The sequence below is a fragment of the Streptomyces antnestii genome (assembly GCF_004005495.1).
GTDB classification, from domain to species: domain Bacteria; phylum Actinomycetota; class Actinomycetes; order Streptomycetales; family Streptomycetaceae; genus Streptomyces; species Streptomyces antnestii.
Genome location: NZ_RZYA01000012.1, coordinates 228,089 through 246,618 on the forward strand (window position 1 = coordinate 228,089; position 18,530 = coordinate 246,618).

Genomic DNA, 18,530 nt, shown 5'->3' on the forward strand with positions numbered 1-18,530 from the left:
GTGGCGGGTGACTGGTGGCGGGGGACTAGCGGCTGGTGGCTAGTGGCGGAAGAAGTCGACGGCGAGGCGGTTGAACTCGTCGAACTTCTCGGTCTGCGCCCAGTGGCCGCAGTGCGGGAAGACGTGCAGGCGCGCGTCGGGGATGGTCTTGAGGGCGACGAGGGCGCCGTCGAGCGGGTTGACGCGGTCCTCGCGGCCCCAGGTCAGGAGCGTGGGCGCGGTGATGCGGTGGGCGTCGCGCCACAGCATCGTGTCGGCCGGCCACTTCGCGAACGAGGCGGCCATGCGGTCGTTGCCGAGCTTCGCCTCGGGGTCGACGGCCTGCTGGAAGCGCTCCTCGACGAACTCGTCGGTGACGATCGAGGAGTCGTGGGCGAGGGTGCTGAGGAAGTCCTTCATCATCGCGCGGGTCGGCTCTGGCGAGGAGTTGAACGCGAAGAGCTTCTTGATGCCCTCGGTCGGGTCGGGCGCGAACAGGTTGACCGAGATGCCGCCCGGGCCCATCAGGAGGAGCTTGCCGACCTTGTCGGCGTGGTCGAGGCCCATGCGGGTCGCGGTGCCTCCGCCGAGGGAGTTGCCGACGAAGTGGGCGCGCTCGATGCCGAGTTCGTCCATGAGCGCGGCGACGGCGTCCGCGGCGAAGGAGAAGAAGTTCTTCGGCAGCTCGGGCTTGTCGGAGGCGCCGTAGCAGGGCTGGTCGACGAGGAGCGTGCGGAAGTGCTCCGCGAAGACCGGCAGGTTACGGCCGAAGTTGGACCAGCCGGAGGCGCCGGGGCCGCCGCCGTGCAGCAGGATCACGACGGGTGCGTCCGGGCGGTCCGGGCCGGCCTCGTGGTAGTGGAGGTTGAGGCCCGCGGCCTTGACGGTGCGCGACGTGTTCTCGTACGTAAGGGTGCTCACAGCATCGTGTCCTGGATGTCGAGGCCGAGGGCGCTCTGGCCGTAGAGGAGGAGGGCCCGCTCGGGGTCGTTGGCGGCGTGGCCGCGGCCGGTGTGGACGTCGCGCCAGGCGCGCTGTACCGGGTTCGGTCCGGTGCGCATGGCGCCGCCGCCCGCGTTCTCCACGAGCAGGTCGACGGCGGCGACGGCGCGCTCGGTGGCGAGGACCTGGTCGCGGCGGGCGCGGGCGCGCAGGGCCATGGGGAGTTCTTCGCCGCGTACGGCGAGTTCGTACAACTCGGCGATGTTGCGCTGGAGTTGGAGGCCGGCCGCATCGATGTCGGAGGCGGCGCGGGCGATGCGGACCTGCGCGAAGGGGTCTTCGGCGACCTGCTGGCCGTAGGAGACGCGGAAGCGCTTGCTGGTGGCCTCGACGTAGGCGTCGAAGGCGCCCTCGGCGATGCCGACGATGGGCGTGGAGATGGTGGTGGTGAAGACGGCCGCGTACGGGAGGCGGTAGAGCGGCTCGGGGTTGACCTCGTGGCCGGGGACGCTGAGGGCGGTGACGGGGCCGAAGCTGAGGGCGCGGTGCTCGGGCACGAACACGTCGTCGCAGACCACGTTGTTGGAGCCGGTGCCGCGCAGGCCGACGGTGTCCCACACGTCGTCGATGCGGTACTCGCTGCGCGGGACGAGGAAGGTCCGCATGTCGACGGGCCGGCCGTCCGCGTCGGTGACGAGGCCGCCGAGGAGCACCCAGTCGGCGTGGTCGCAGCCGGAGGAGAAGCTCCAGGAGCCGGTGATGCGGAAGCCGCCGTCGACGGGGGTGACCTTGCCGGTCGGCGCGTACGAGGAGCTGATGCGCGTCGACTGGTCGGCGCCCCACACCTCTTCCTGGGCGCGCGGGTCGAACAGGGCGACGTGCCAGGGGTGGACGCCGACGACGGACGCGACCCAGCCGGTGGAGCCGCAGGCGCGGGCGATCTCGCGGACGGCGGCGTAGAACACGGCGGGGTCGGCGGCGTAACCGCCGTACGCCCGGGGCTGGAGGAGCCGGAAGAAGCCGGTCTGCTCCAGGTCCTTGATCGAGGTGTCGGGCACCTTGCGCAGCGCCTCCGCCTCGGCGGCGCGCTCGCGCAGGCTGGGCGTCAGGGCACGGACCGCTTCGAGTACGGCGGCTGCGGTGGCCGGGGAATCGCTCATGCGGGGCCCCTCTCAAGGGTGCGGGTTCAAGTGGCTGGACCGTACGCCGGGGGTGCGCGGACCGAGAACCTGCGGTTCCCGCTGAGCGGGAACCCGGCGGGGCGGGCGGTGCGGGGGCCGTCGCGCGTCAGGTCCGTCGCGAACTGGCTGCGCGCGGGTCGCCCGCCGTTCACCGCGAGGCCACCGGCGGACCACCGGGGTCAGTAGGTTTTGCCGGTAGCCACATCAGGACCCCTCCCCGCCCTTCGCCTTCCGACCTTCTGGAGCGCTGTGAAAACCCCCCGCGCCGGCACCCTGCACGCCGTGCTGTTCGACATGGACGGCACGCTCGTCGACACCGAGGAGCTGTGGCTCGACGTCGTCGGGGAGGTGTACGCCCGGCACGGCGGGACGCTGGGCCCGCAGGGGCGGGAGGCGGTGCTCGGGCGCTCGGTGGAGGACACGGCGGAGCTCTTGTACGGGTCCCTGGGCGTCCCGCGCGCCCGGCTCGCGGACGAGCTGGGCCGGGAGTTCACGGAGGCGGTCGCGGAAGGGGCGGCGCCGCGCCCGGGCGCGCTGCGTCTCCTTGCCGCGCTGCGTGCGGAGTCGGTGCCGACGGCGCTGGTCTCGGCGTCCCCGCGGGCGGTGGTGCGGCGGATCGCGGAGTCGCTCGACGGGCACGGCTTCGACGCGGTGTACGGCGCGGAGGACACGCCCCGCACGAAGCCGGCGCCCGACCCGTATCTGGCGGCGGCGGCCCGGCTCGGCGCGGATCCGGCGCGGTGTGTCGCGGTGGAGGACACCCCGACCGGTGTGGCGTCGGCGGAGGCGGCGGGCTGCGTGGTCCTGGCGGTGCCGTCGGTCCAGGCGATCTCGCCGGCTCCGGGCCGTACGGTGCTGGCCGACCTGACGCTGGCGGACGTGGGACTGCTGCGTTCACTGGTGCGGGAGGCGGGCAAGGAGCCCGCGTGAGTATGCCGAACCGAAATACATAGCTCCCGGCTCTTCCCCTGGGTCGTACGCGCATGGCAATCTCGGCGCGAGGTCGTCAACGCGCCCGCAATGTCGCGGATGCGCCCTGTGTCCTGGGGGTTCAGCCATGCCCGAGCAGACGGTGACCGCCGGCACCGCCGCACCCTCCCTCCTGGAGAAGGCCGCGAAGGTGCTCGGCGCCTTCGACGGCGCGCAGCCGCGCCTCTCCCTGACCGAGGTGATCCGGCGCTCCGGCATCCCGCGCTCCTCCGCCCACCGCATCCTCGATCAGCTGGTGCGGCTCGGGTGGCTGGACCGGGAGGGGCGCGACTACCGGATGGGCATCGGCATGCTCGAACTCGGCGCCCTCGCCTCCCACCACAACAAGCTGCGCCGGGCGGCACTCCCCCGGCTGCACGCGCTGCACGAGTCGACCGGCCACCTGGTCCACCTGTACGTCCTCGACGGCGCCGAGGTGGTCTGCCTGGAGCGGATCGGCGGCCTGAACGACACGTCGGTGCCCTCGCGCGTGGGCGGCCGCATGCCGGCGCACTGCACGGCGGCCGGCAAGGCGATCCTCGCGTTCAGCGACCCGGCGACCGTCGAGGGCGTCCTCGCGCACGGGCTGCGCCCCCGCACCCCGCGCACCCTCACGCACCCCACCGCGCTGCGGTCCGCGCTCGCCGCGGCCCGCGACCGGGGCGTCGCCTTCGACCAGGAGGAGAGCCACCGGGACGTCGTCTGCGTGGCGGCCCCGCTGCGCGGCGCGGGCCGGGCCGTCGCCGCGATCTCCCTGTCCGGCAAGGGCCTGACGGCCCAGCGCGACCTCGAACGGCTCACGCCCGCCGTGCTCGCCTGCGCGCGCACGGTGTGGCGCGACCTGCACGGCCCGGGCCGCACCACCCGCTCGGCCCCGCCGCCGAGCTGCGAGCCCGGCATCTCCGAGCAGGCGATGGACAACATGATGGGCTGGATTCGCCACAGCGAATGGATGTGACGCATGACCTCGCCCCGACTGGGCTTGATGGCACCGATGTCCGACGGCCTGATCACCTCGGGCACCTTCCTGCGCGACCTCGCGCGCACCCTGGAGGAGGAGTCGGTCGAATCCTTCTGGACCGTGGAACACGTGGTCGTCGCCGACGCCTACGAGCCCCTCTACCCGTACTCGGACGGCGGCCGCATGCCGAGCGGCACCGGCACCGTGCCGATGCCCGACCCGCTGGAGACGATCGCGTTCATGGCGGGCGCCTCCTCGGCCCTGCGCTTCGGCACGGCGATGGTCGTGGCCCCGCTGCACAGCCCGGCCGTCCTCGCCAAGCGCGCCGCGACGATCGACCGGCACTCCGACGGCCGCCTGATGCTCGGCCTGGGCATCGGCTGGCAGAAGGAGGAGTACGCGGCCGTGGGCGTCCCCTACGCGGCGCGCGGCAGACGCCTGGAGGAGTGCGTCGGCGCCATGCGCGCCCTGTGGTCGCACTCCCCCGCCTCGTACGCGGGTGAGTACGTCTCCTTCGAGCGGCTGCACAGCCTGCCGCGGCCCGCGTCCGGGGCCGTCCCCGTCGTCCTCGGCGGCAACAGCGAGCCCGCGGTGCGGCGCGCGGGACGGATCGCGGACGGCTGGTTCCCGTACACGATCGGTCCGGACGAGTTCGCCGAGCGGGCCGACCTGTTGCGCACGAGCGCCCGGGAGGCGGGGCGGGCGGAGGACGCGGTGGAGATCACGGTGTGGCCCGGCTCGTGCGACCCGAAGAAGCAGTGGGACCCGGACTGGGTGCGCCGGTACGTGGACGCGGGCGCGACCCGTGTCGTCCTCTACCCCCGCACGGACGGCCCCGACGGCCTGCTCGGACCGCGCGGACTCGACGCGCTGCGCGAGCAGTTGGCGCAGTTCCGCACCGCTGTCATGGAGGAGCTGTGAGCGCCGTGGACACCGCCGCGGAAGAAGTGCACATACTGGACCGGCTCGTCCTGCCCGCGGACGAGGCGGAACCCTGGCTGGGCCGCTGGCGCGCCGACTATCTGCCCGCCGCGCGTGGCCGTGACATGAGTCCGGCCCGTGTCTGGCACGGCCACACGGGCCCCGACACGGTCGAGGTGCGGGTGCTGTGGACCATGCCGGGCGTCATGGCGTTCTTCGGGATGCGTTCGGTGGCCGGCGCGGACCCGCGCATCGCGGAGTTCTGGGAGCGCACGGACGCGGTGGCGGTGGAGCGGGACCGGCGGGTGCTGCAGCCGGTGGACGGGGGCGGGCGGGAGGCCGCCGCCCGCATCCCGGCGCGGCCCGCGCGGGACGCCTCGCCTGCTGCGGGGACCCGCTGGGTCGTCCTGGCCGCCGGGGCGCCGGACGTGGCGCGCCTGCCAGCCGGTGTCACGCACCTGAGCTGGGGCGTCGACGAGCCCGGCTCCAGCAGAGGGCTCGGCGCGGTCTGGGACCTGGTCACCGAGGGCACCGGGCCTGCCGGTCCGTGGGAGGGGGACGCCGTCGCGCTCGCGCCGCTCGCCGCACACCATGTACCGCTCGACGGCCGCCGGGTGAAGCGCACCCTGCTCCTGACCGTGCGCCCCGGCACCGACCCGGCGTCGGTGGCGCGCTTCGAGGCGGACCTGCTCGCCATGCCGCGGCACATCTCCACGATCAGGTCCTGGTCGCTGAGCCGCGTCGACCAGGCGCTGTCCCCGTCGCGCTGGACGCACGTGTGGGAGCAGGAGTACGAGGACGCGGCCGGGCTCAACGGCGAGTATCTGCAGCACCCGTACCACTGGACGTATGTCGACCGGTGGTTCGACCCCGAAGTGCCGGGGTCGATCGTCGCGCCCGGGCTCGCGCATCTGTACCGGTGGGCCGAAGGGCCGATCCTGACGGAGGACCGGCCCTAGGGCGTGTTTCGAAAGTAGCGTCGTCCGCCCGGAGGGCGGGCCCCGCGGCGTCTGGTGCGTGCGATCGCAAGGCGCCGGAGCGTCCTAGTGGCGGAGCCACTCGGACGTTTCGGCAACGCCGCATGGGGGTCCCCCCGCTCGAGCGAAGCCGAGAGTGGGGGAGTGCGTGCCAGGCGTCGCGGGGCAGGCGGGACTTTCGAAACACGCCCTAGGGGTCTTCACACACCTGTACCTCAACACCTGTACCTCAACACCTGTGCCTCATGGCCGTCGGGACCATGAGGCACAGGCAGGTGTGGCAGGAGCCGGGATCAGATCGACCCGACGACCTTGCGCGGGGTGATGCGGACGATCACTCGCTGGGCGTCGTGGGCCGAAGAGGGGTTGAACTCGCGGTACTTCTTGCCGCTGTACTTCATCGAGAGCTCGTCGATCAGTTCCTGACCGCCCTCGGTGGTCAGCTCGGCGGTGCCACGGATCTCGGCGTACTCGTACGGGGAGTCCCAGCGCTGGAGCACCACGGTGACACGCGGGTCGCGGCGCAGGTTCTTCTCCTTGCGCCGCCCCACGGTCGTCGAGACCAGCACGTCGTCGCCGTCGCGTTTCACCCAGACCGGGGACACCTGGGGGCTTCCGTCGGGCTGGATGGTGGCGATGGTGACGAAGGCGGGGCTGTCGAGCAGTTCCTTGAGCTTGTCGCTGAGCTGAGCGGACACGAGGGTTCCTTCCGTGCGGGGTACGGATGTCACCTCTCCTCCTACCGCATCCGGCCGCATTCTCACGGTGATTCGGCGAACCGTCGCCGTGGCGCTCAGCTGTACGTGATCTCCACCCGTTCGCTGAGGGGTACCGCCTGGCAGGCCAGGACGTATCCCTCGGCGACGTCGGTCTCGTCGAGGACCTCGTTGCGGATCATCTTGACCTCGCCCGACACCACCCGGCAACAGCAGGCGCTGCACGCGCCCTCGCGGCAGGAGAACGGGGCGTCGACGCCCGCGGAGAGCAGGGTGTCGAGCAGCGGGGTGTCCGTGGACCAGCCGACCTCGTGGGTCTCGCCGTCGAGTTCGACGGACGCGTGGTGGGCCGGGGCGGTGCCGTCGTCCCGTACCTCGGGATGCGGGGCGAACACGTCGTCGGAGAGCGAGAAGTACTTCTCCCGGTGAATGTGCCGGCCTCCGGCCGCGCGCAGTGCCCCCTCCGCCGCGTCCATCAGCGGGGCGGGCCCGCACAGGTGGGCGGCACGGTCCGCGTAGGGCGCGAGCGCCGAGGTGAGCAGGGTCTCCGTGGGAAGGCCCTGGAGGGCCTCCAGCCAGTGGACGACGGTGAAGCGGCCCGCGAACTCCTCTGCGAGGCCCCAGAGTTCGTCGCGGAAGATGACGGACGACTGGTCGCGGTTGGCGTACAGGAGGGTCACCTTGCCGTGCCCGGCGGTGAGTGCCGACTTGGCGATGGAGATGACCGGCGTGATGCCGCTGCCGCCCGCGACGAGGAGGAGGTCGGCGTCCAGGTCGGCGGGGGTGAAGGTGCCGGCCGGCGGGAGGATCTCCAGCTCGTCCCCCGCCCTGACCTGTTCGCAGATCCAGCCCGATCCCGTCCCGCCGGCGACCTTCTTGACGGTGACCTTCATGGGCTCACCGGTGTGCGGTGAGCTGGCCAGCGAGTAGCAGCGGGCACCGCCGCCCGGTATCCGCACGGTCAGGAACTGACCGGGCTTGTAAGGCAGTTCGGCGTCCAGGACGAGCGACACCGCGTCGGCCGTCTCGCGCACCACATCGGCGACGCGGACGACGACGCTAGACATCGCCCACCTCCAGGAGCCCGCTCTCGACGGCCGCGTCGATGCTCGCCCGCAGGGACGCGCAGCCCCGTACGCGCGCGCTCAGCTCGCCCGCGGCGACCCGCTCCCCGATCGTCGGACAGACAGCGGCGGCCTCGTCGGTCCACTGGACCTGGGTGTGGGCGGGGCTGAACTTCTCGCACAGGACCTGGTTGCCGCAGGCCCCGCATTCGACCGGGCGCATCACTTCGCCGCCTGCCGTGCGGCGAGGTTCGCCTCGACCTCGGCGCGCCACGCCGCGGTGGCCCGCTCCGTGTCGATCTCGAACTCGAAGCGGCGCACCATCTCGTCCTTGACGTCGGCGGCGTCGACGTAGAACTGCTCGTACCAGCGGCGCAGTTGATACACCGGCCCGTCTTCCTCCGTCAGGAGCGGGTTGTCGATGCGGGTCTTGTTCTTCCAGATCTCGACGTCCTGCTCGAAGCCGACCGCGAGGCCCTCGGAGGTGAGCCGTGCGGCGTCGGCGGCCTGCTCGTCGGTCATGCCCGGCAGCTTCCTGACGATCGCGCCGTACATGAGCATGAAGCTGTTCTCGTCGATCGGGTAGTGGCAGTTGATGAGGACGGACTCCATCTCCACGCCTCCCCCGACGTCGCTCCACAGCTTGTCGATCATGTAGGAGGGCCCGAAGTACGAGGCGTCGGAGCGCAGTCCGCCGCCCGTGGACAGGGTGCCGAGGTCGACGTCGCCGCGCGGCGTGGACTCCATGTACTGGGTGGCGACGTGCCCGTCGAAGACGTTCTTGAAGTAGTTCGGGAACGCGTAGTGGACGTAGTAGAAGTGCGCCATGTCGACGACGTTGTCCACGATCTCGCGGCAGTTGGCGTTCTCGACGCGCAGGGAGCTCCAGGACCAGTCGGACCAGTCGGCGCCGCCGAAGCCCTCGATCTCGGGGATGGTCACGTCGGCCGGGGGCGGGTTGCCCTCGGGGTCGTGCCACACGTAGAGCTGGCCGTTGCGCTCCAGGGTGGTCCAGGCGCGGGTCCTGGCGCGCGGCGGGACGCGGCGCGCGTACGGGATGCCTGCGCAGCGCCCGTCACCCGACCAGCGCCAGTCGTGGAAGGGGCAGGCGACGGCGTCGCCCTTGACGGTGCCGTGGGCGAGGTTGCCGCCCATGTGGGGACAGTAGGCGTTGAGGACGTGCAGCTGATCGTCGTCCTCGCCCTTGAAGACGACCAGCTTCGTGCCGAACGCCTCGATCTCGTGCGGGCCGTCCTCGCGGAACGCGGAGGCCAGGCCGAGGCAGTGCCAGCCGCGGGCGTAGCGGGCCGGTGGCGAGGCCGCCTCGATGACGCGGACCTCGTCCTGCTGTGCGGTCATGTCGTACGTCCCACCCTTCAGTCGCGTGCCGCGAGTTCTACGGCGATGTCGATGAGCTGGTCCTCCTGGCCGCCGACGAGACGGCGCTCCCCGGCGGTCAGCAGGATCTCGGCGCCGGAGACGCCGTAGCGCTCGGCCTGCCGGTAGGCGTGCTTGAGAAAGCTGGAGTAGACGCCGGCGTGCCCCATCAGGAGGGACATCCGGTCGAGCAGGCACTCGTCGTCCATGACGGGCCGCACGACGTCCTCGGCCGCGTCGATGATCTTCAGTACGTCGATGCCGGTGCGGATGCCCATCTTGTGGCAGACCGCGGCGAACGCCTCGACGGGCGTGTTGCCCGCGCCCGCGCCGAGCCGCCGCGTCGAGCCGTCGATCTGGAGGGCGCCCGCGCGCACGGCCGCGACGGAGTTGCCGACGCCGAGGCCGAGGTTCTCGTGGCCGTGGAAGCCGACCTGCGCGTCGTCGCCGAGCTCCGCGACCAGGGCGGACACGCGGTCGGTGACGTCGTCCATCACGAGGGCGCCGGCCGAATCGACGACGTAGACGCACTGGCAGCCCGCGTCGGCCATGATGCGGGCCTGCGCGGCCAGCTTCTCCGGGGTCGTGGAGTGGGCCATCATCAGGAACCCGACGGTCTCCAGGCCCATCTCCCGGGCGAGGCCGAAGTGCTGGACGGAGATGTCGGCCTCGGTGCAGTGCGTCGCGATACGGCAGACACTCGCGCCGTTCGCGTGCGCGGCGCGGATGTCGTCCTTCACACCGAGACCCGGCAGCATCAGGAACGCGATCTTGGCCTGCTCGGCCGTGTCGACGGCGATCTTGATGAGTTCCTGCTCGGGTGTCTTGGAGAACCCGTAGTTGAACGACGAGCCGCCGAGGCCGTCGCCGTGCGTGACCTCGATGACGGGGACACCGGCGCCGTCGAGCGCGCCCACGATGGAGCGCACGTCGTCGGCGGTGAACTGGTGCCGCTTCGCGTGCGATCCGTCGCGCAGCGAGGAGTCGGTGACGCGGATGTCGAGGGTGTCGGAATACGGCTTGGCCTGCTTCGCCTGATTCGCCTGCTTCACTTGCTGATCCCCTTCGCGAGCTCCTCGCCGACCTTCGTCGCGGCGGCGGTCATGATGTCGAGGTTTCCTGCGTACGGCGGCAGGAAGTCGCCCGCGCCCTCCACCTCCAGGAAGATCGCGACGCGCGCCATCCCGCCGTTCATCGGGGACGGCTCGTCGAACTGCGGTTCCGCGCGCAGCCGGTAGCCCGGCACGTACGTCGCCACGTACTCGGCGATCTCCTTGACGGAGAGGGTGATGGCGTCCCGGTCGGCGTCCTCGGGGATCGCGCAGAACACCGTGTCGCGCATGATGACGGGCGGCTCGGCGGGGTTGAGGATGATGATCGCCTTGCCGCGCTCGGCGCCGCCGATCTCCTCGATGCCGCGGGAGGTCGTGCGGGTGAACTCGTCGATGTTCGCGCGGGTGCCGGGCCCGGCGGACACCGAGGCGACGGACGCCACGATCTCCGCGTAGGCGACGGGGACGACGCGCGAGACGGCGTACACCATGGGGATGGTGGCCTGGCCGCCGCAGGTGATCATGTTGACGTTGGGGGCGTCGAGGTGCGCGGTGAGGTTCGCCGGCGGGACGACGGCGGGGCCGACGGCGGCGGGGGTCAGGTCGATGGCCTTGATGCCGAGTTCGGCGTAGCGGGGGGCGTTGGCGCGGTGGACGTACGCGCTCGTCGCCTCGAAGACGAGGTCGGGGAGCTCGCTCTGCGAGAGCAGCCAGTCGACGCCCTCGTGGCTGGCCTCGACGCCCATCTTGCGGGCGCGCGCGAGCCCTTCGCTGTCCGGGTCGACTCCGATCATCCAGCGTGGCTCGATGTGCGCGGAGCGCTGGAGCTTGTAGAGCAGGTCGGTCCCGATGTTCCCGGAACCGACGATGGCGGCAGTAGTCATCAGTACCTCAGCAGGTCGGCAGTCAGCAGTCAGCAGTCAGCGGAAGGAGAGGGACACCGAGCCGAGACCGGTGAAGTCGGCGGTGTATGTGCGGCCCGCCTCGACGTCGACGGCACGGGTGCAGGAACCGGGCAGGATCACGTGTCCCTTGCGCAGCGGCACGCCGAACCGGGCGACGGTGCGGGCCAGCCAGGCGACGGAGACGGCGGGGTCGCCGAGCACGGCGTCACCGCGGCCCCGCGCGAGCTCGTCCCCGTCGCGGGTGAGCCGGGCCTCGACGGCCTTCAGGTCGAGGCCGCGCGGGTCACGGCCCTCGCCGATCACGTAACCGGCGGACGAGGCGTTGTCGGCGATCGTGTCGGCGATGGTGATGCGCCAGTCGGCGATGCGGCTGTCGATCAACTCCAGGGCCGGCACGACCCGTTCGGTCGCGGCGAGGACGTCGGCGGGGGTGCAGCCCTCGCCGGGCAGGTCGTCGCCGAGTACGAAGCCGATCTCGACCTCGACGCGGGGAGCGCAGTAACGGCCGGTGTCCACGGGCTCGTCCTCGCGCAGCTCCATGTCGTCGAGGAGGTGCCCGTAGTCGGGCTCGTCGACGCCCATCATCTGCTGCATCACCGGCGACGAGAGGCCCACCTTGTGCCCGTTGATCCGGGCGCCCTCGGCGACCCGCTGCCGGATGTTGATCAGCTGGATCTCGTACGCGTCCTCGGTGCCGATGTCCGCGTGGGTATCGACCAGGGGTGCGACGGGGCTGCGGCCGAGCTCGGCGCGACGCAGCAGCGCGGCGACGTCCTGCCGGCTCCGGACGTCAAGCATCGGGTCTCCTTGGGGTGGTGTGGGTGCGCTGGACCGCGTTGCCCGACGCTGCGGCGCACCGCGGTGGGCAGACCGTAGGCCGGGCCCGCGACAGGCGGGGAGGGCGGATTCCCGCTGAGCGGGAAGGTGCGTCTGCGCCGGCGCGGGCAGCGGGCGAAGGGGGTGGGGGCGTAGGACTTGCGCCCCTCAAGGGGCGCTGGGAGCTGCGCGACCAGCCCCCACCGGGCGCGCGCCGACACCCCTGCCTCCCCCCCTCCCTCACGACGCGCCTCCCCTCCCCCTCGCCCGTCCCCCCGCAACAGGCGAGAGTTACTGGCTGCCGTACACCGCTCCCGGGGTCTCCGCGCGGCCGAGGAGTTCCCTCGCCGCCTCCCCCGCCTCCGACGGGGTCCAGCGCGCCGCCTTGTCGGCGGTCGGGCCGGGGCGCCAGCCCTCCATGACCGTGATGCGTCCGGCCTCCGCCTCGAAGACGCGGCCGGTCACTCCGTCGCTCGCGGCGGAGCCGAGCCAGACGACCACCGGCGACACGTTCTCCGGGGCCATCGCGTCGAAGCCGTCCTCGGGGGCGGCCATCGTGTCGGCGAAGGTCTGCTCCGTCATGCGGGTGCGGGCTGCCGGCGCGACCGCGTTCACCTGCACCCCGTAGCGCCCCATCTCCGCCGCGGCGACCAGGGTCAGTCCGACGATGCCGGCCTTCGCCGCGCTGTAGTTGCCCTGGCCGACGGAGCCGAGCAGGCCCGCGCCGGACGACGTGTTCACCACGCGGGCCACCGGCGTGCGGCCCGCCTTCGCCTCCGCCCGCCAGTGCGCCGCCGCGTGCTTCAGGGGCAGGAAGTGGCCCTTGAGGTGCACCCGCATGACCGCGTCCCACTCGTCCTCGTCGAGGTTGACCAGCATCCGGTCGCGCAGGAAGCCCGCGTTGTTGACCAGCGTGTCCAGGCGGCCGAAGGTGTCGAGGGCCGTGGCGACGAGGGACGCCGCGCCGTCCGAGGTCGCGATGTCCCCGCCGTGGGCGACGGCCTCGCCGCCCAGGGCCCGTATCTCCTCGACCACCTGGGCCGCCGGGCTGTCCGCCGCCGGAACTCCGTCGAGGCCCACCCCGAGGTCGTTGACCACGACGCGCGCGCCTTCGGCGGCGAAGGCCAGCGCGTGCGCCCGGCCGAGGCCGCGCCCGGCCCCGGTCACGATCACGACCCGGCCCGCGCAGAGCCCGCCGCCCTCGCCGCCGCTGCCGTTCCCGCCCGCCGCATTACCCGTACCCTGCGTCATCTCACGCCTCCTTGTTGACAGTTGCGGCGTCCAGGAACGCCGGTCGTTCCCCGCCTCCGTGCACGAGCAGATTCGCCCCGGTGATGTACGACGCCGCGTCCGAGGCGAGGAACACCGCCGCCTCCCCGATCTCCGAGGGCTCGGCGAGACGGCCGAGCGGCACGGTGCGGCCCACGGCCGCCACGCCCTCGTCGTCGCCGTAGTGCAGGGCGGACAGCTCGGTGCGGACCATGCCGAGGACCAGCGTGTTCACCCGGATGTCGGGCGCCCACTCCACCGCCATCGAACGGGCCAGGTTCTCCAGACCCGCCTTGGCCGCCCCGTACGCCGCCGTGCCCGGGGACGGCCGCGTCCCGCTCACGCTGCCGATCATCACGATCGATCCGCGGGTGCGCCGCAACTGCTCGCGGGCGGCCAGCGAAGCGGTCATCGGCGCGGTGAGATTGAGCTCGACCACGCGCGCGTGCCGCTCGGCGTCGGACTCGCCGAGCATCCGGTAGGGCGTGCCCCCCGCGTTGTTCACCAGCACGTCAAGGCGGTCGAGCCCCTCGAAGAGGCTCCGTACGGCCGGGCCGTCCCGCAGGTCGACCGGTATGAACTCACAGCCAGGCAGGGGCTCTTCGGGTGGTCTGCGGGCGCAGACCACCACCTCCGCGCCGGCCCGCACGAACGCCGCGGCGATCCCCGCGCCCACTCCCCGGGTGCCCCCGGTGACGACGGCGACCTTCCCTCTCAGGCTCTTGCCGCTCAGATCCATCCCCGGTCCATTCCGCTCGTCCGCATCGCCTGCTACCTTCCTACCAAACAAACGTTAGGTGGAAAGGTAGCTGAACGCCATGGGTGTCTCCACCTCCTCACCCGAAAAGGGGATCGCCGTCGTCACGGTGGACTTCCCTCCGGTCAACGCACTGCCGGTGCAGGGCTGGTACGACCTGGCCGACGCGCTGCGCGCCGCCGGCCGCGACCCCGACGTGCGCTGCGTCGTGCTCGCCGCCGCGGGCCGGGGGTTCAACGCGGGCGTCGACATCAAGGAGATGCAGCGCGACACCGCGTCCGGCGGCCACGGCGCCCTCATCGGCGCGAACCGCGGCTGCTACGAGGCCTTCGCGGCCGTGTACGAGTGCGAGGTCCCGGTCGTCGCCGCGGTGAACGGCTTCTGTCTGGGCGGCGGTATCGGCCTCGTCGGGAACGCGGACGCGATCGTCGCCTCGGACGACGCCACGTTCGGGCTCCCGGAGCTCGACCGCGGCGCGCTCGGCGCCGCGACGCATCTCGCCCGGCTCGTGCCGCAGCACATGATGCGGGCCCTGTACTACACCTCGCGCACGGCGACGGCACAGGAGCTGCACGCGCACGGCTCGGTCTGGAAGGTCGTGCCGCGCGAGGAACTGGCCGCCGCGGCCCTCGGTCTCGCCCGCGAGATCGCGCGCAAGGACGGCTATCTGATCCGTCTGGCCAAGGCCGCGATCAACGGCATCGACCCCGTCGACGTGCGCCGCAGTTACCGCTTCGAGCAGGGCTTCACCTTCGAGGCGAACCTCAGCGGCGTGGCCGACCGCGTACGCGACACCTTCGGCGGCGACAGCGCCACCGCCCCACGGGAGGACTCCAAGTGACCGACAAGACCATGACGCCCGAGGAGGTCGTCGGCCGCCTGCGCAGCGGCATGACGATCGGCATCGGCGGCTGGGGCTCGCGCCGCAAGCCGATGGCCCTCGTACGGGCGCTGCTGCGCAGTGACGTCACCGACCTCACCGTCGTCTCGTACGGCGGCCCGGACGTCGGTCTGCTCGCCGCCGCCGGGAAGATCCGCAAGCTGGTCACGGCGTTCGTGACGCTCGACTCGATCCCGCTCGAACCGCACTTCCGCGAAGCCCGCCAGCGCGGCGCGTTCGAGCTGACGGAGGTCGACGAGGCGATGTTCATGTGGGGCCTGCACGCCGCGGCGAACCGGCTCCCCTTCGTCCCGGTGCGGGCCGGCATCGGCTCGGACGTCATGCGCGTCAACCCCGCCCTGAAGACGGTCAGTTCGCCGTACGCGGACGGGGAGACGTTCGTCGCGATGCCCGCCCTGCGCCTGGACGCGGCCCTTGTCCACATGAACCGCGCGGACCGGCAGGGCAACGGCCAGTACCTGGGCCCCGACCCGTACTTCGACGACCTGTTCTGCGAGGCGGCCGACGAGGCCTACATGTCGTGCGAGCAGCTCGTGGAGGGATTCGGCGACGCTGCCCCGCAGACCCTCCTCGTCAAGCGGCACGCGGTCACCGGCGTCGTCGAGACGCCGAACGGCGCGCACTTCACGTCGTGCGTCCCCGACTACGACCGGGACGAGGCCTTCCAGAAGCTGTACGCGACCACGCCCTGGCCCGACTTCTCGACGCGTTTCCTGCCCGCGCAGGGCGACGAGAAGAGCTACCAGGAAGCGGTCCGTACGTGGCGCGACGAGCAGGCCACGGCCGCTGCCGCCCCGGCCGCCAAGGCAGCGGCGCCGGCCGCCCCCGCCGCCGCCGGACCCACCCGAGCCGAGTACTGCGTGGTCGCCTGCGCCGACGCGTGGCGCGACAGCGGTGAGATCCTGGCGAGCCCGATGGGGATGGTCCCGTCCGTCGGCGCCCGCCTCGCCAAGCGCACCTTCTCGCCCGACCTCGTCCTCACCGACGGCGAGGCGATGACCGTCCGCCTGGACGGCGAGGCCGAGGGCTGGCTGCCCTACCGCCAGCACCTCACCCTGGTCACCAGCGGCAAGCGCCACGTCATGATGGGCGCGAGCCAGATCGACCGGCACGGCAACCAGAACATCTCGTGCATCGGCGACTGGGACCGCCCCGCCCGTCAGCTCCTCGGCGTGCGCGGCGCTCCCGTCAACACCCTGAACAACCCGGTGAGTTACTGGGTCCCCAAGCACTCCGCGCGCGTGTTCGTCGAGAAGGTCGACATGATCAGCGGGGTCGGCTACGACAGCGCCGCCGCGGCCGGACCCTCGGCGACGCGCTACCACCGCATCCCGCGCGTCGTGTCGAACCTCGGCGTCTTCGACTTCGAGACCCCGGACCGCTCGATGCGGCTCGTGTCGGTGCACCCCGGGGTCACCGTCGACGAGGTCCGCGCGGCCACGGGCTTCGATCTTGTCCTGCCCGACGGGGGTGAGGTGCCGTTCACGCGCGAGCCCACACCCGACGAGCTGCGCCTGATCCGTGAGGTCATCGACCCGAAGGGCCTGCGCGAGCGCGAGGTCAGGCCCGTATGAGCGACGCGCTTGTCGAGACGGCGTTCACCAAGCTGGTCGGGGTGCGGCACCCGCTCGTGCAGACCGGCATGGGCTGGGTGGCGGGGCCGCGCCTCGTGTCGGCGTCCGCGAACGCCGGGGCGCTCGGCATCCTCGCCTCCGCCACCATGACCCTCGACCAGCTCAGGTCGGCGGTGCGCGAGGTCAAGTCCCGTACGGACGAACCCTTCGGGGTCAATCTGCGCGCGGACGCGGGGGACGCGCGGGACCGGGTGCGCGTGATCATCGACGAGGGCGTGAAGGTCGCGTCGTTCGCGCTCGCGCCGTCCCGTGACCTGATCGCCGAGCTGAAGGACGCGGGCGTCGTCGTCATCCCGTCGATCGGTGCACGGCGGCACGCGGAGAAGGTCGCCGCGTGGGGCGCGGACGCCGTCATCGTGCAGGGCGGCGAGGGCGGCGGGCACACGGGTGACGTCGCGACGACGGTGCTGCTTCCGCAGGTCGTCGACGCGGTGGACATCCCGGTGATCGGCGCGGGCGGCTTCCACGACGGGCGCGGCCTGGTCGCCGCGCTCGCCTACGGAGCGGCCGGCATCGCGATGGGCACACGCTTCCTGCTCACATCGGACTCGACGGTTCCGGACGCGGTGAAGGCGCGCTATCTGGCGGCGACGGTCAAGGACGTCACCGTGACGACCGCCGTCGACGGCCTGCCGCACCGCATGCTCCGTTCGGATCTCGTCGACACGCTGGAGAAGTCGGGCCGTACGCGCGCGCTCGCGCAGGCGGTCAAGCGCGCGGCGGGGTTCCGCAAGCTGTCGGGCCTGACCTGGTCCCAGATGATCCGCGACGGCCTCGCCATGAAGCACGGCAAGGAACTGTCGTGGAGCCAGATCCTGCTCGCCGCGAACACGCCCATGCTCCTCAAGGCCTCCATGGTCGAGGGCCGCACCGACCTCGGCGTCATGGCGTCGGGCCAGGTCGCGGGGGTGATCGACGACCTCCCGAGCTGCGAGGAACTCGTCACCCGCGTGATGACCGAGGCCCGGCACGTGCTCGGCACCCTGCCAACCCCAGGGTGATCCCGCTTCCCGCAAGGGAGTTCAGCGATGCCACGCACCCTCTCGAGACGGTCCCTGGTCGGTGCCGCCCTCACCCTGGCGGCCACGGCCGTCGCGCCGGCCGCCTCCGCGGCCGGCCGGCGGCACCCCGACGAGGACACCCCGATCCGCCACATCCCCCTCCAGGGCGCGGTCAACGTCCGTGACGTCGGCGGCTACCGGGCCCATCGCGACCGCACCGTCCGGCACGGGCTCGTCTACCGGTCCGACGCCCTGAGCAAGCTCACCGACGCGGACGTCACCACGCTCGCCGGGCTCGGCCTGCGCCAGGTGGTCGACTACCGGGTGCCGGTGGAGCTCCAGTACGACGGCCAGGACCGCCTCCCGGCCGGGCTCACCGCCATATCCCGCCCGGTCGCCGACAACGGTCTGTACGCGCAGATGATGGCGGCGATCGGCTCCAAGGACCCGGCGAAACAGGAGGAGTTGCTGGGCGGCGGGCGGGCCGCCGCGTTCATGCGGAGCGTGTACACGCAGTTCGTGTCGGACGCGGACAACCGCACGCGGTTCGCGGACACGCTGCGCGACACCGCGTACGGCCCGGGCGCGCGGGGCGCGCTCCTGTACCACTGCACGTCCGGAAAGGACCGCACGGGCTGGACGACATACGTCCTGCTGCGTCTGCTCGGCGTCGGTGAACAGAGCGCCGTGGCCGACTACTTGGCGTCGAACACGTTCCGCGCCGCGTACGACGCGACGGTGCGGGACCGGCTGAAGCAGTCCGGGATGATGGTGAACCCGGACCTGCTGATCCCGCTCCAGGAGGTCCGCACGGAGTATCTGTCGACCGCGCTCGACCAGGTCCGCACGGACTACGGGAGCCTCGGCCGGTACGTGTCCGAGGGCCTCGGCCTCGACCGGCACACGCTCGGGGCGCTGCGGGACCGGCTGCTCGACTGACCCGGCCGGGAAAAGGGGTGGGGCGGTGGGAAGACGCTGTGTGCGTCTTCCCACCGCCCCACCCGCATGCTCACGGACACCCGGCGGCGTGCCTACGCGGCGGCGCCGCGCCCGGCGTCACGGGGGCCCCGGCGTGCCCGGCCGCCGCGCCCGCGCGGCCTGGCCCGCT

Annotated in this window: 19 protein-coding genes and 1 pseudogene; 9 read left to right on the forward strand and 11 right to left on the reverse strand. The window is 72.2% G+C overall.

Annotation, left to right across the window (positions count from 1 at the left end; all coding sequences use genetic code 11):
- Positions 1-39 precede the first annotated feature (39 nt).
- Both hsaD and hsaA read right to left on the reverse strand, forming a co-directional pair.
- Complete coding sequence (hsaD, locus tag EOT10_RS24755; RefSeq protein WP_127830523.1) at positions 40-900, reverse strand: 4,5:9,10-diseco-3-hydroxy-5,9,17-trioxoandrosta-1(10),2-diene-4-oate hydrolase; 861 nt, start codon at positions 898-900, stop codon at positions 40-42.
- On the reverse strand, positions 897-2,081 hold the full coding sequence (gene hsaA, locus EOT10_RS24760; protein ID WP_127830524.1) for a 3-hydroxy-9,10-secoandrosta-1,3,5(10)-triene-9,17-dione monooxygenase oxygenase subunit: 1,185 nt from the start codon (positions 2,079-2,081) through the stop codon (positions 897-899). Before hsaA ends, hsaD begins: the two co-directional genes overlap by 4 nt.
- 270 nt (positions 2,082-2,351) lie before the next feature.
- Here hsaA and EOT10_RS24765 point away from each other — a divergent pair, with 270 nt between their 5' ends.
- The 4 genes from EOT10_RS24765 to EOT10_RS42095 all read left to right on the forward strand — a co-directional run bounded on the left by EOT10_RS24765 (position 2,352) and on the right by EOT10_RS42095 (position 5,912).
- Entirely contained in the window at positions 2,352-3,032 is a 681-nt protein-coding gene (locus EOT10_RS24765) for an HAD family hydrolase (protein WP_223281170.1), read from the forward strand.
- 127 nt (positions 3,033-3,159) lie between these two features.
- Positions 3,160-4,029 (forward strand): IclR family transcriptional regulator, encoded by an 870-nt coding sequence (locus EOT10_RS24770; RefSeq protein ID WP_127830525.1) that lies wholly within the window; start codon positions 3,160-3,162, stop codon positions 4,027-4,029.
- A 3-nt stretch (positions 4,030-4,032) separates the two neighbouring features.
- Positions 4,033-4,953 carry an LLM class F420-dependent oxidoreductase gene (locus EOT10_RS24775; RefSeq protein ID WP_127830526.1) on the forward strand — a complete coding sequence of 307 codons (921 nt, stop codon included), beginning with the start codon at positions 4,033-4,035 and terminating at the stop codon, positions 4,951-4,953.
- Positions 4,950-5,912 (forward strand): Dabb family protein, encoded by a 963-nt coding sequence (locus tag EOT10_RS42095; RefSeq protein ID WP_223281171.1) that lies wholly within the window; start codon positions 4,950-4,952, stop codon positions 5,910-5,912. The genes EOT10_RS24775 and EOT10_RS42095 overlap by 4 nt, the downstream gene beginning before the upstream one ends.
- A 311-nt stretch (positions 5,913-6,223) precedes the next feature.
- Here EOT10_RS42095 and EOT10_RS24785 read toward each other — a convergent pair whose 3' ends face one another.
- From EOT10_RS24785 to EOT10_RS24825, 9 genes are all read right to left on the reverse strand, one after another.
- Positions 6,224-6,628, reverse strand: a complete 405-nt coding sequence (locus EOT10_RS24785; protein WP_127830527.1) for a PPOX class F420-dependent oxidoreductase — start codon at positions 6,626-6,628, stop codon at positions 6,224-6,226.
- 95 nt (positions 6,629-6,723) lie between these two features.
- On the reverse strand, positions 6,724-7,713 hold the full coding sequence (locus EOT10_RS24790) for a ferredoxin--NADP reductase (RefSeq protein WP_127830528.1): 990 nt from the start codon (positions 7,711-7,713) through the stop codon (positions 6,724-6,726).
- Entirely contained in the window at positions 7,706-7,933 is a 228-nt protein-coding gene (locus EOT10_RS24795; protein ID WP_127830529.1) for a hypothetical protein, read from the reverse strand. Before EOT10_RS24795 ends, EOT10_RS24790 begins: the two co-directional genes overlap by 8 nt.
- Positions 7,933-9,069, reverse strand: a complete 1,137-nt coding sequence (locus EOT10_RS24800; RefSeq protein WP_127830530.1) for a 3-ketosteroid-9-alpha-monooxygenase, oxygenase component — start codon at positions 9,067-9,069, stop codon at positions 7,933-7,935. Before EOT10_RS24800 ends, EOT10_RS24795 begins: the two co-directional genes overlap by 1 nt.
- 17 nt (positions 9,070-9,086) lie before the next feature.
- Complete coding sequence (gene dmpG, locus EOT10_RS24805; RefSeq protein ID WP_127830531.1) at positions 9,087-10,139, reverse strand: 4-hydroxy-2-oxovalerate aldolase; 1,053 nt, start codon at positions 10,137-10,139, stop codon at positions 9,087-9,089.
- On the reverse strand, positions 10,136-11,023 hold the full coding sequence (locus EOT10_RS24810; RefSeq protein ID WP_127830532.1) for an acetaldehyde dehydrogenase (acetylating): 888 nt from the start codon (positions 11,021-11,023) through the stop codon (positions 10,136-10,138). Before EOT10_RS24810 ends, dmpG begins: the two co-directional genes overlap by 4 nt.
- Before the next feature lie 36 nt (positions 11,024-11,059).
- A complete protein-coding gene (locus EOT10_RS24815; RefSeq protein WP_127830533.1) occupies positions 11,060-11,842 on the reverse strand; it encodes a 2-keto-4-pentenoate hydratase in 783 nt (260 codons plus the stop codon).
- A 309-nt stretch (positions 11,843-12,151) separates the two neighbouring features.
- The gene (locus EOT10_RS24820; protein ID WP_127830534.1) at positions 12,152-13,111 is read right to left on the reverse strand and encodes an SDR family oxidoreductase; all 960 of its coding nucleotides are present in this window, start codon (positions 13,109-13,111) and stop codon (positions 12,152-12,154) included.
- A gap of 1 nt (position 13,112) precedes the next feature.
- The gene (locus tag EOT10_RS24825) at positions 13,113-13,868 is read right to left on the reverse strand and encodes an SDR family oxidoreductase (RefSeq protein WP_127830535.1); all 756 of its coding nucleotides are present in this window, start codon (positions 13,866-13,868) and stop codon (positions 13,113-13,115) included.
- Positions 13,869-13,947: 79 nt separating this feature from the next.
- Between EOT10_RS24825 and EOT10_RS24830 the strand changes: the two genes are divergently transcribed.
- The 5 genes and pseudogenes from EOT10_RS24830 (at position 13,948) to EOT10_RS24850 (ending at position 18,361) form a co-directional block, all read left to right on the forward strand.
- A complete protein-coding gene (locus tag EOT10_RS24830) occupies positions 13,948-14,727 on the forward strand; it encodes an enoyl-CoA hydratase family protein (protein ID WP_127830536.1) in 780 nt (259 codons plus the stop codon).
- A pseudogene (locus tag EOT10_RS24835) lies at positions 14,724-15,563 on the forward strand (CoA transferase subunit A); the annotation flags it as partial. The gene EOT10_RS24830 and the pseudogene EOT10_RS24835, both read left to right, overlap by 4 nt.
- A gap of 84 nt (positions 15,564-15,647) precedes the next feature.
- Complete coding sequence (locus tag EOT10_RS24840) at positions 15,648-16,361, forward strand: CoA-transferase subunit beta (protein ID WP_127830553.1); 714 nt, start codon at positions 15,648-15,650, stop codon at positions 16,359-16,361.
- Positions 16,358-17,422: an NAD(P)H-dependent flavin oxidoreductase gene (locus EOT10_RS24845; protein WP_127830537.1), complete on the forward strand. Its 1,065-nt coding sequence runs from the start codon at positions 16,358-16,360 to the stop codon at positions 17,420-17,422. The genes EOT10_RS24840 and EOT10_RS24845 overlap by 4 nt, the downstream gene beginning before the upstream one ends.
- A gap of 27 nt (positions 17,423-17,449) precedes the next feature.
- Positions 17,450-18,361, forward strand: a complete 912-nt coding sequence (locus EOT10_RS24850) for a tyrosine-protein phosphatase (RefSeq protein WP_127830538.1) — start codon at positions 17,450-17,452, stop codon at positions 18,359-18,361.
- Positions 18,362-18,530 lie beyond the last annotated feature (169 nt).

Excerpts from the sequence above, each read along its gene's own strand:
- hsaA (WP_127830524.1), bottom strand. The coding sequence starts at position 2,081 with ATGAGCGATTCCCCGGCCACCGCAGCCGCCGTACTCGAAGCGGTCCGT.
- EOT10_RS24770 (WP_127830525.1), top strand. The coding sequence starts at position 3,160 with ATGCCCGAGCAGACGGTGACCGCCGGCACCGCCGCACCCTCCCTCCTG.
- EOT10_RS24775 (WP_127830526.1), top strand. The coding sequence starts at position 4,033 with ATGACCTCGCCCCGACTGGGCTTGATGGCACCGATGTCCGACGGCCTG.
- EOT10_RS24790 (WP_127830528.1), bottom strand. The coding sequence starts at position 7,713 with ATGTCTAGCGTCGTCGTCCGCGTCGCCGATGTGGTGCGCGAGACGGCC.
- EOT10_RS24795 (WP_127830529.1), bottom strand. The coding sequence starts at position 7,933 with ATGCGCCCGGTCGAATGCGGGGCCTGCGGCAACCAGGTCCTGTGCGAG.
- EOT10_RS24800 (WP_127830530.1), bottom strand. The coding sequence starts at position 9,069 with ATGACCGCACAGCAGGACGAGGTCCGCGTCATCGAGGCGGCCTCGCCA.
- EOT10_RS24810 (WP_127830532.1), bottom strand. The coding sequence starts at position 11,023 with ATGACTACTGCCGCCATCGTCGGTTCCGGGAACATCGGGACCGACCTG.
- EOT10_RS24815 (WP_127830533.1), bottom strand. The coding sequence starts at position 11,842 with ATGCTTGACGTCCGGAGCCGGCAGGACGTCGCCGCGCTGCTGCGTCGC.
- EOT10_RS24820 (WP_127830534.1), bottom strand. The coding sequence starts at position 13,111 with ATGACGCAGGGTACGGGTAATGCGGCGGGCGGGAACGGCAGCGGCGGC.
- EOT10_RS24825 (WP_127830535.1), bottom strand. The coding sequence starts at position 13,868 with ATGGATCTGAGCGGCAAGAGCCTGAGAGGGAAGGTCGCCGTCGTCACC.
- EOT10_RS24830 (WP_127830536.1), top strand. The coding sequence starts at position 13,948 with ATGGGTGTCTCCACCTCCTCACCCGAAAAGGGGATCGCCGTCGTCACG.
- EOT10_RS24845 (WP_127830537.1), top strand. The coding sequence starts at position 16,358 with ATGAGCGACGCGCTTGTCGAGACGGCGTTCACCAAGCTGGTCGGGGTG.
- EOT10_RS24850 (WP_127830538.1), top strand. The coding sequence starts at position 17,450 with ATGCCACGCACCCTCTCGAGACGGTCCCTGGTCGGTGCCGCCCTCACC.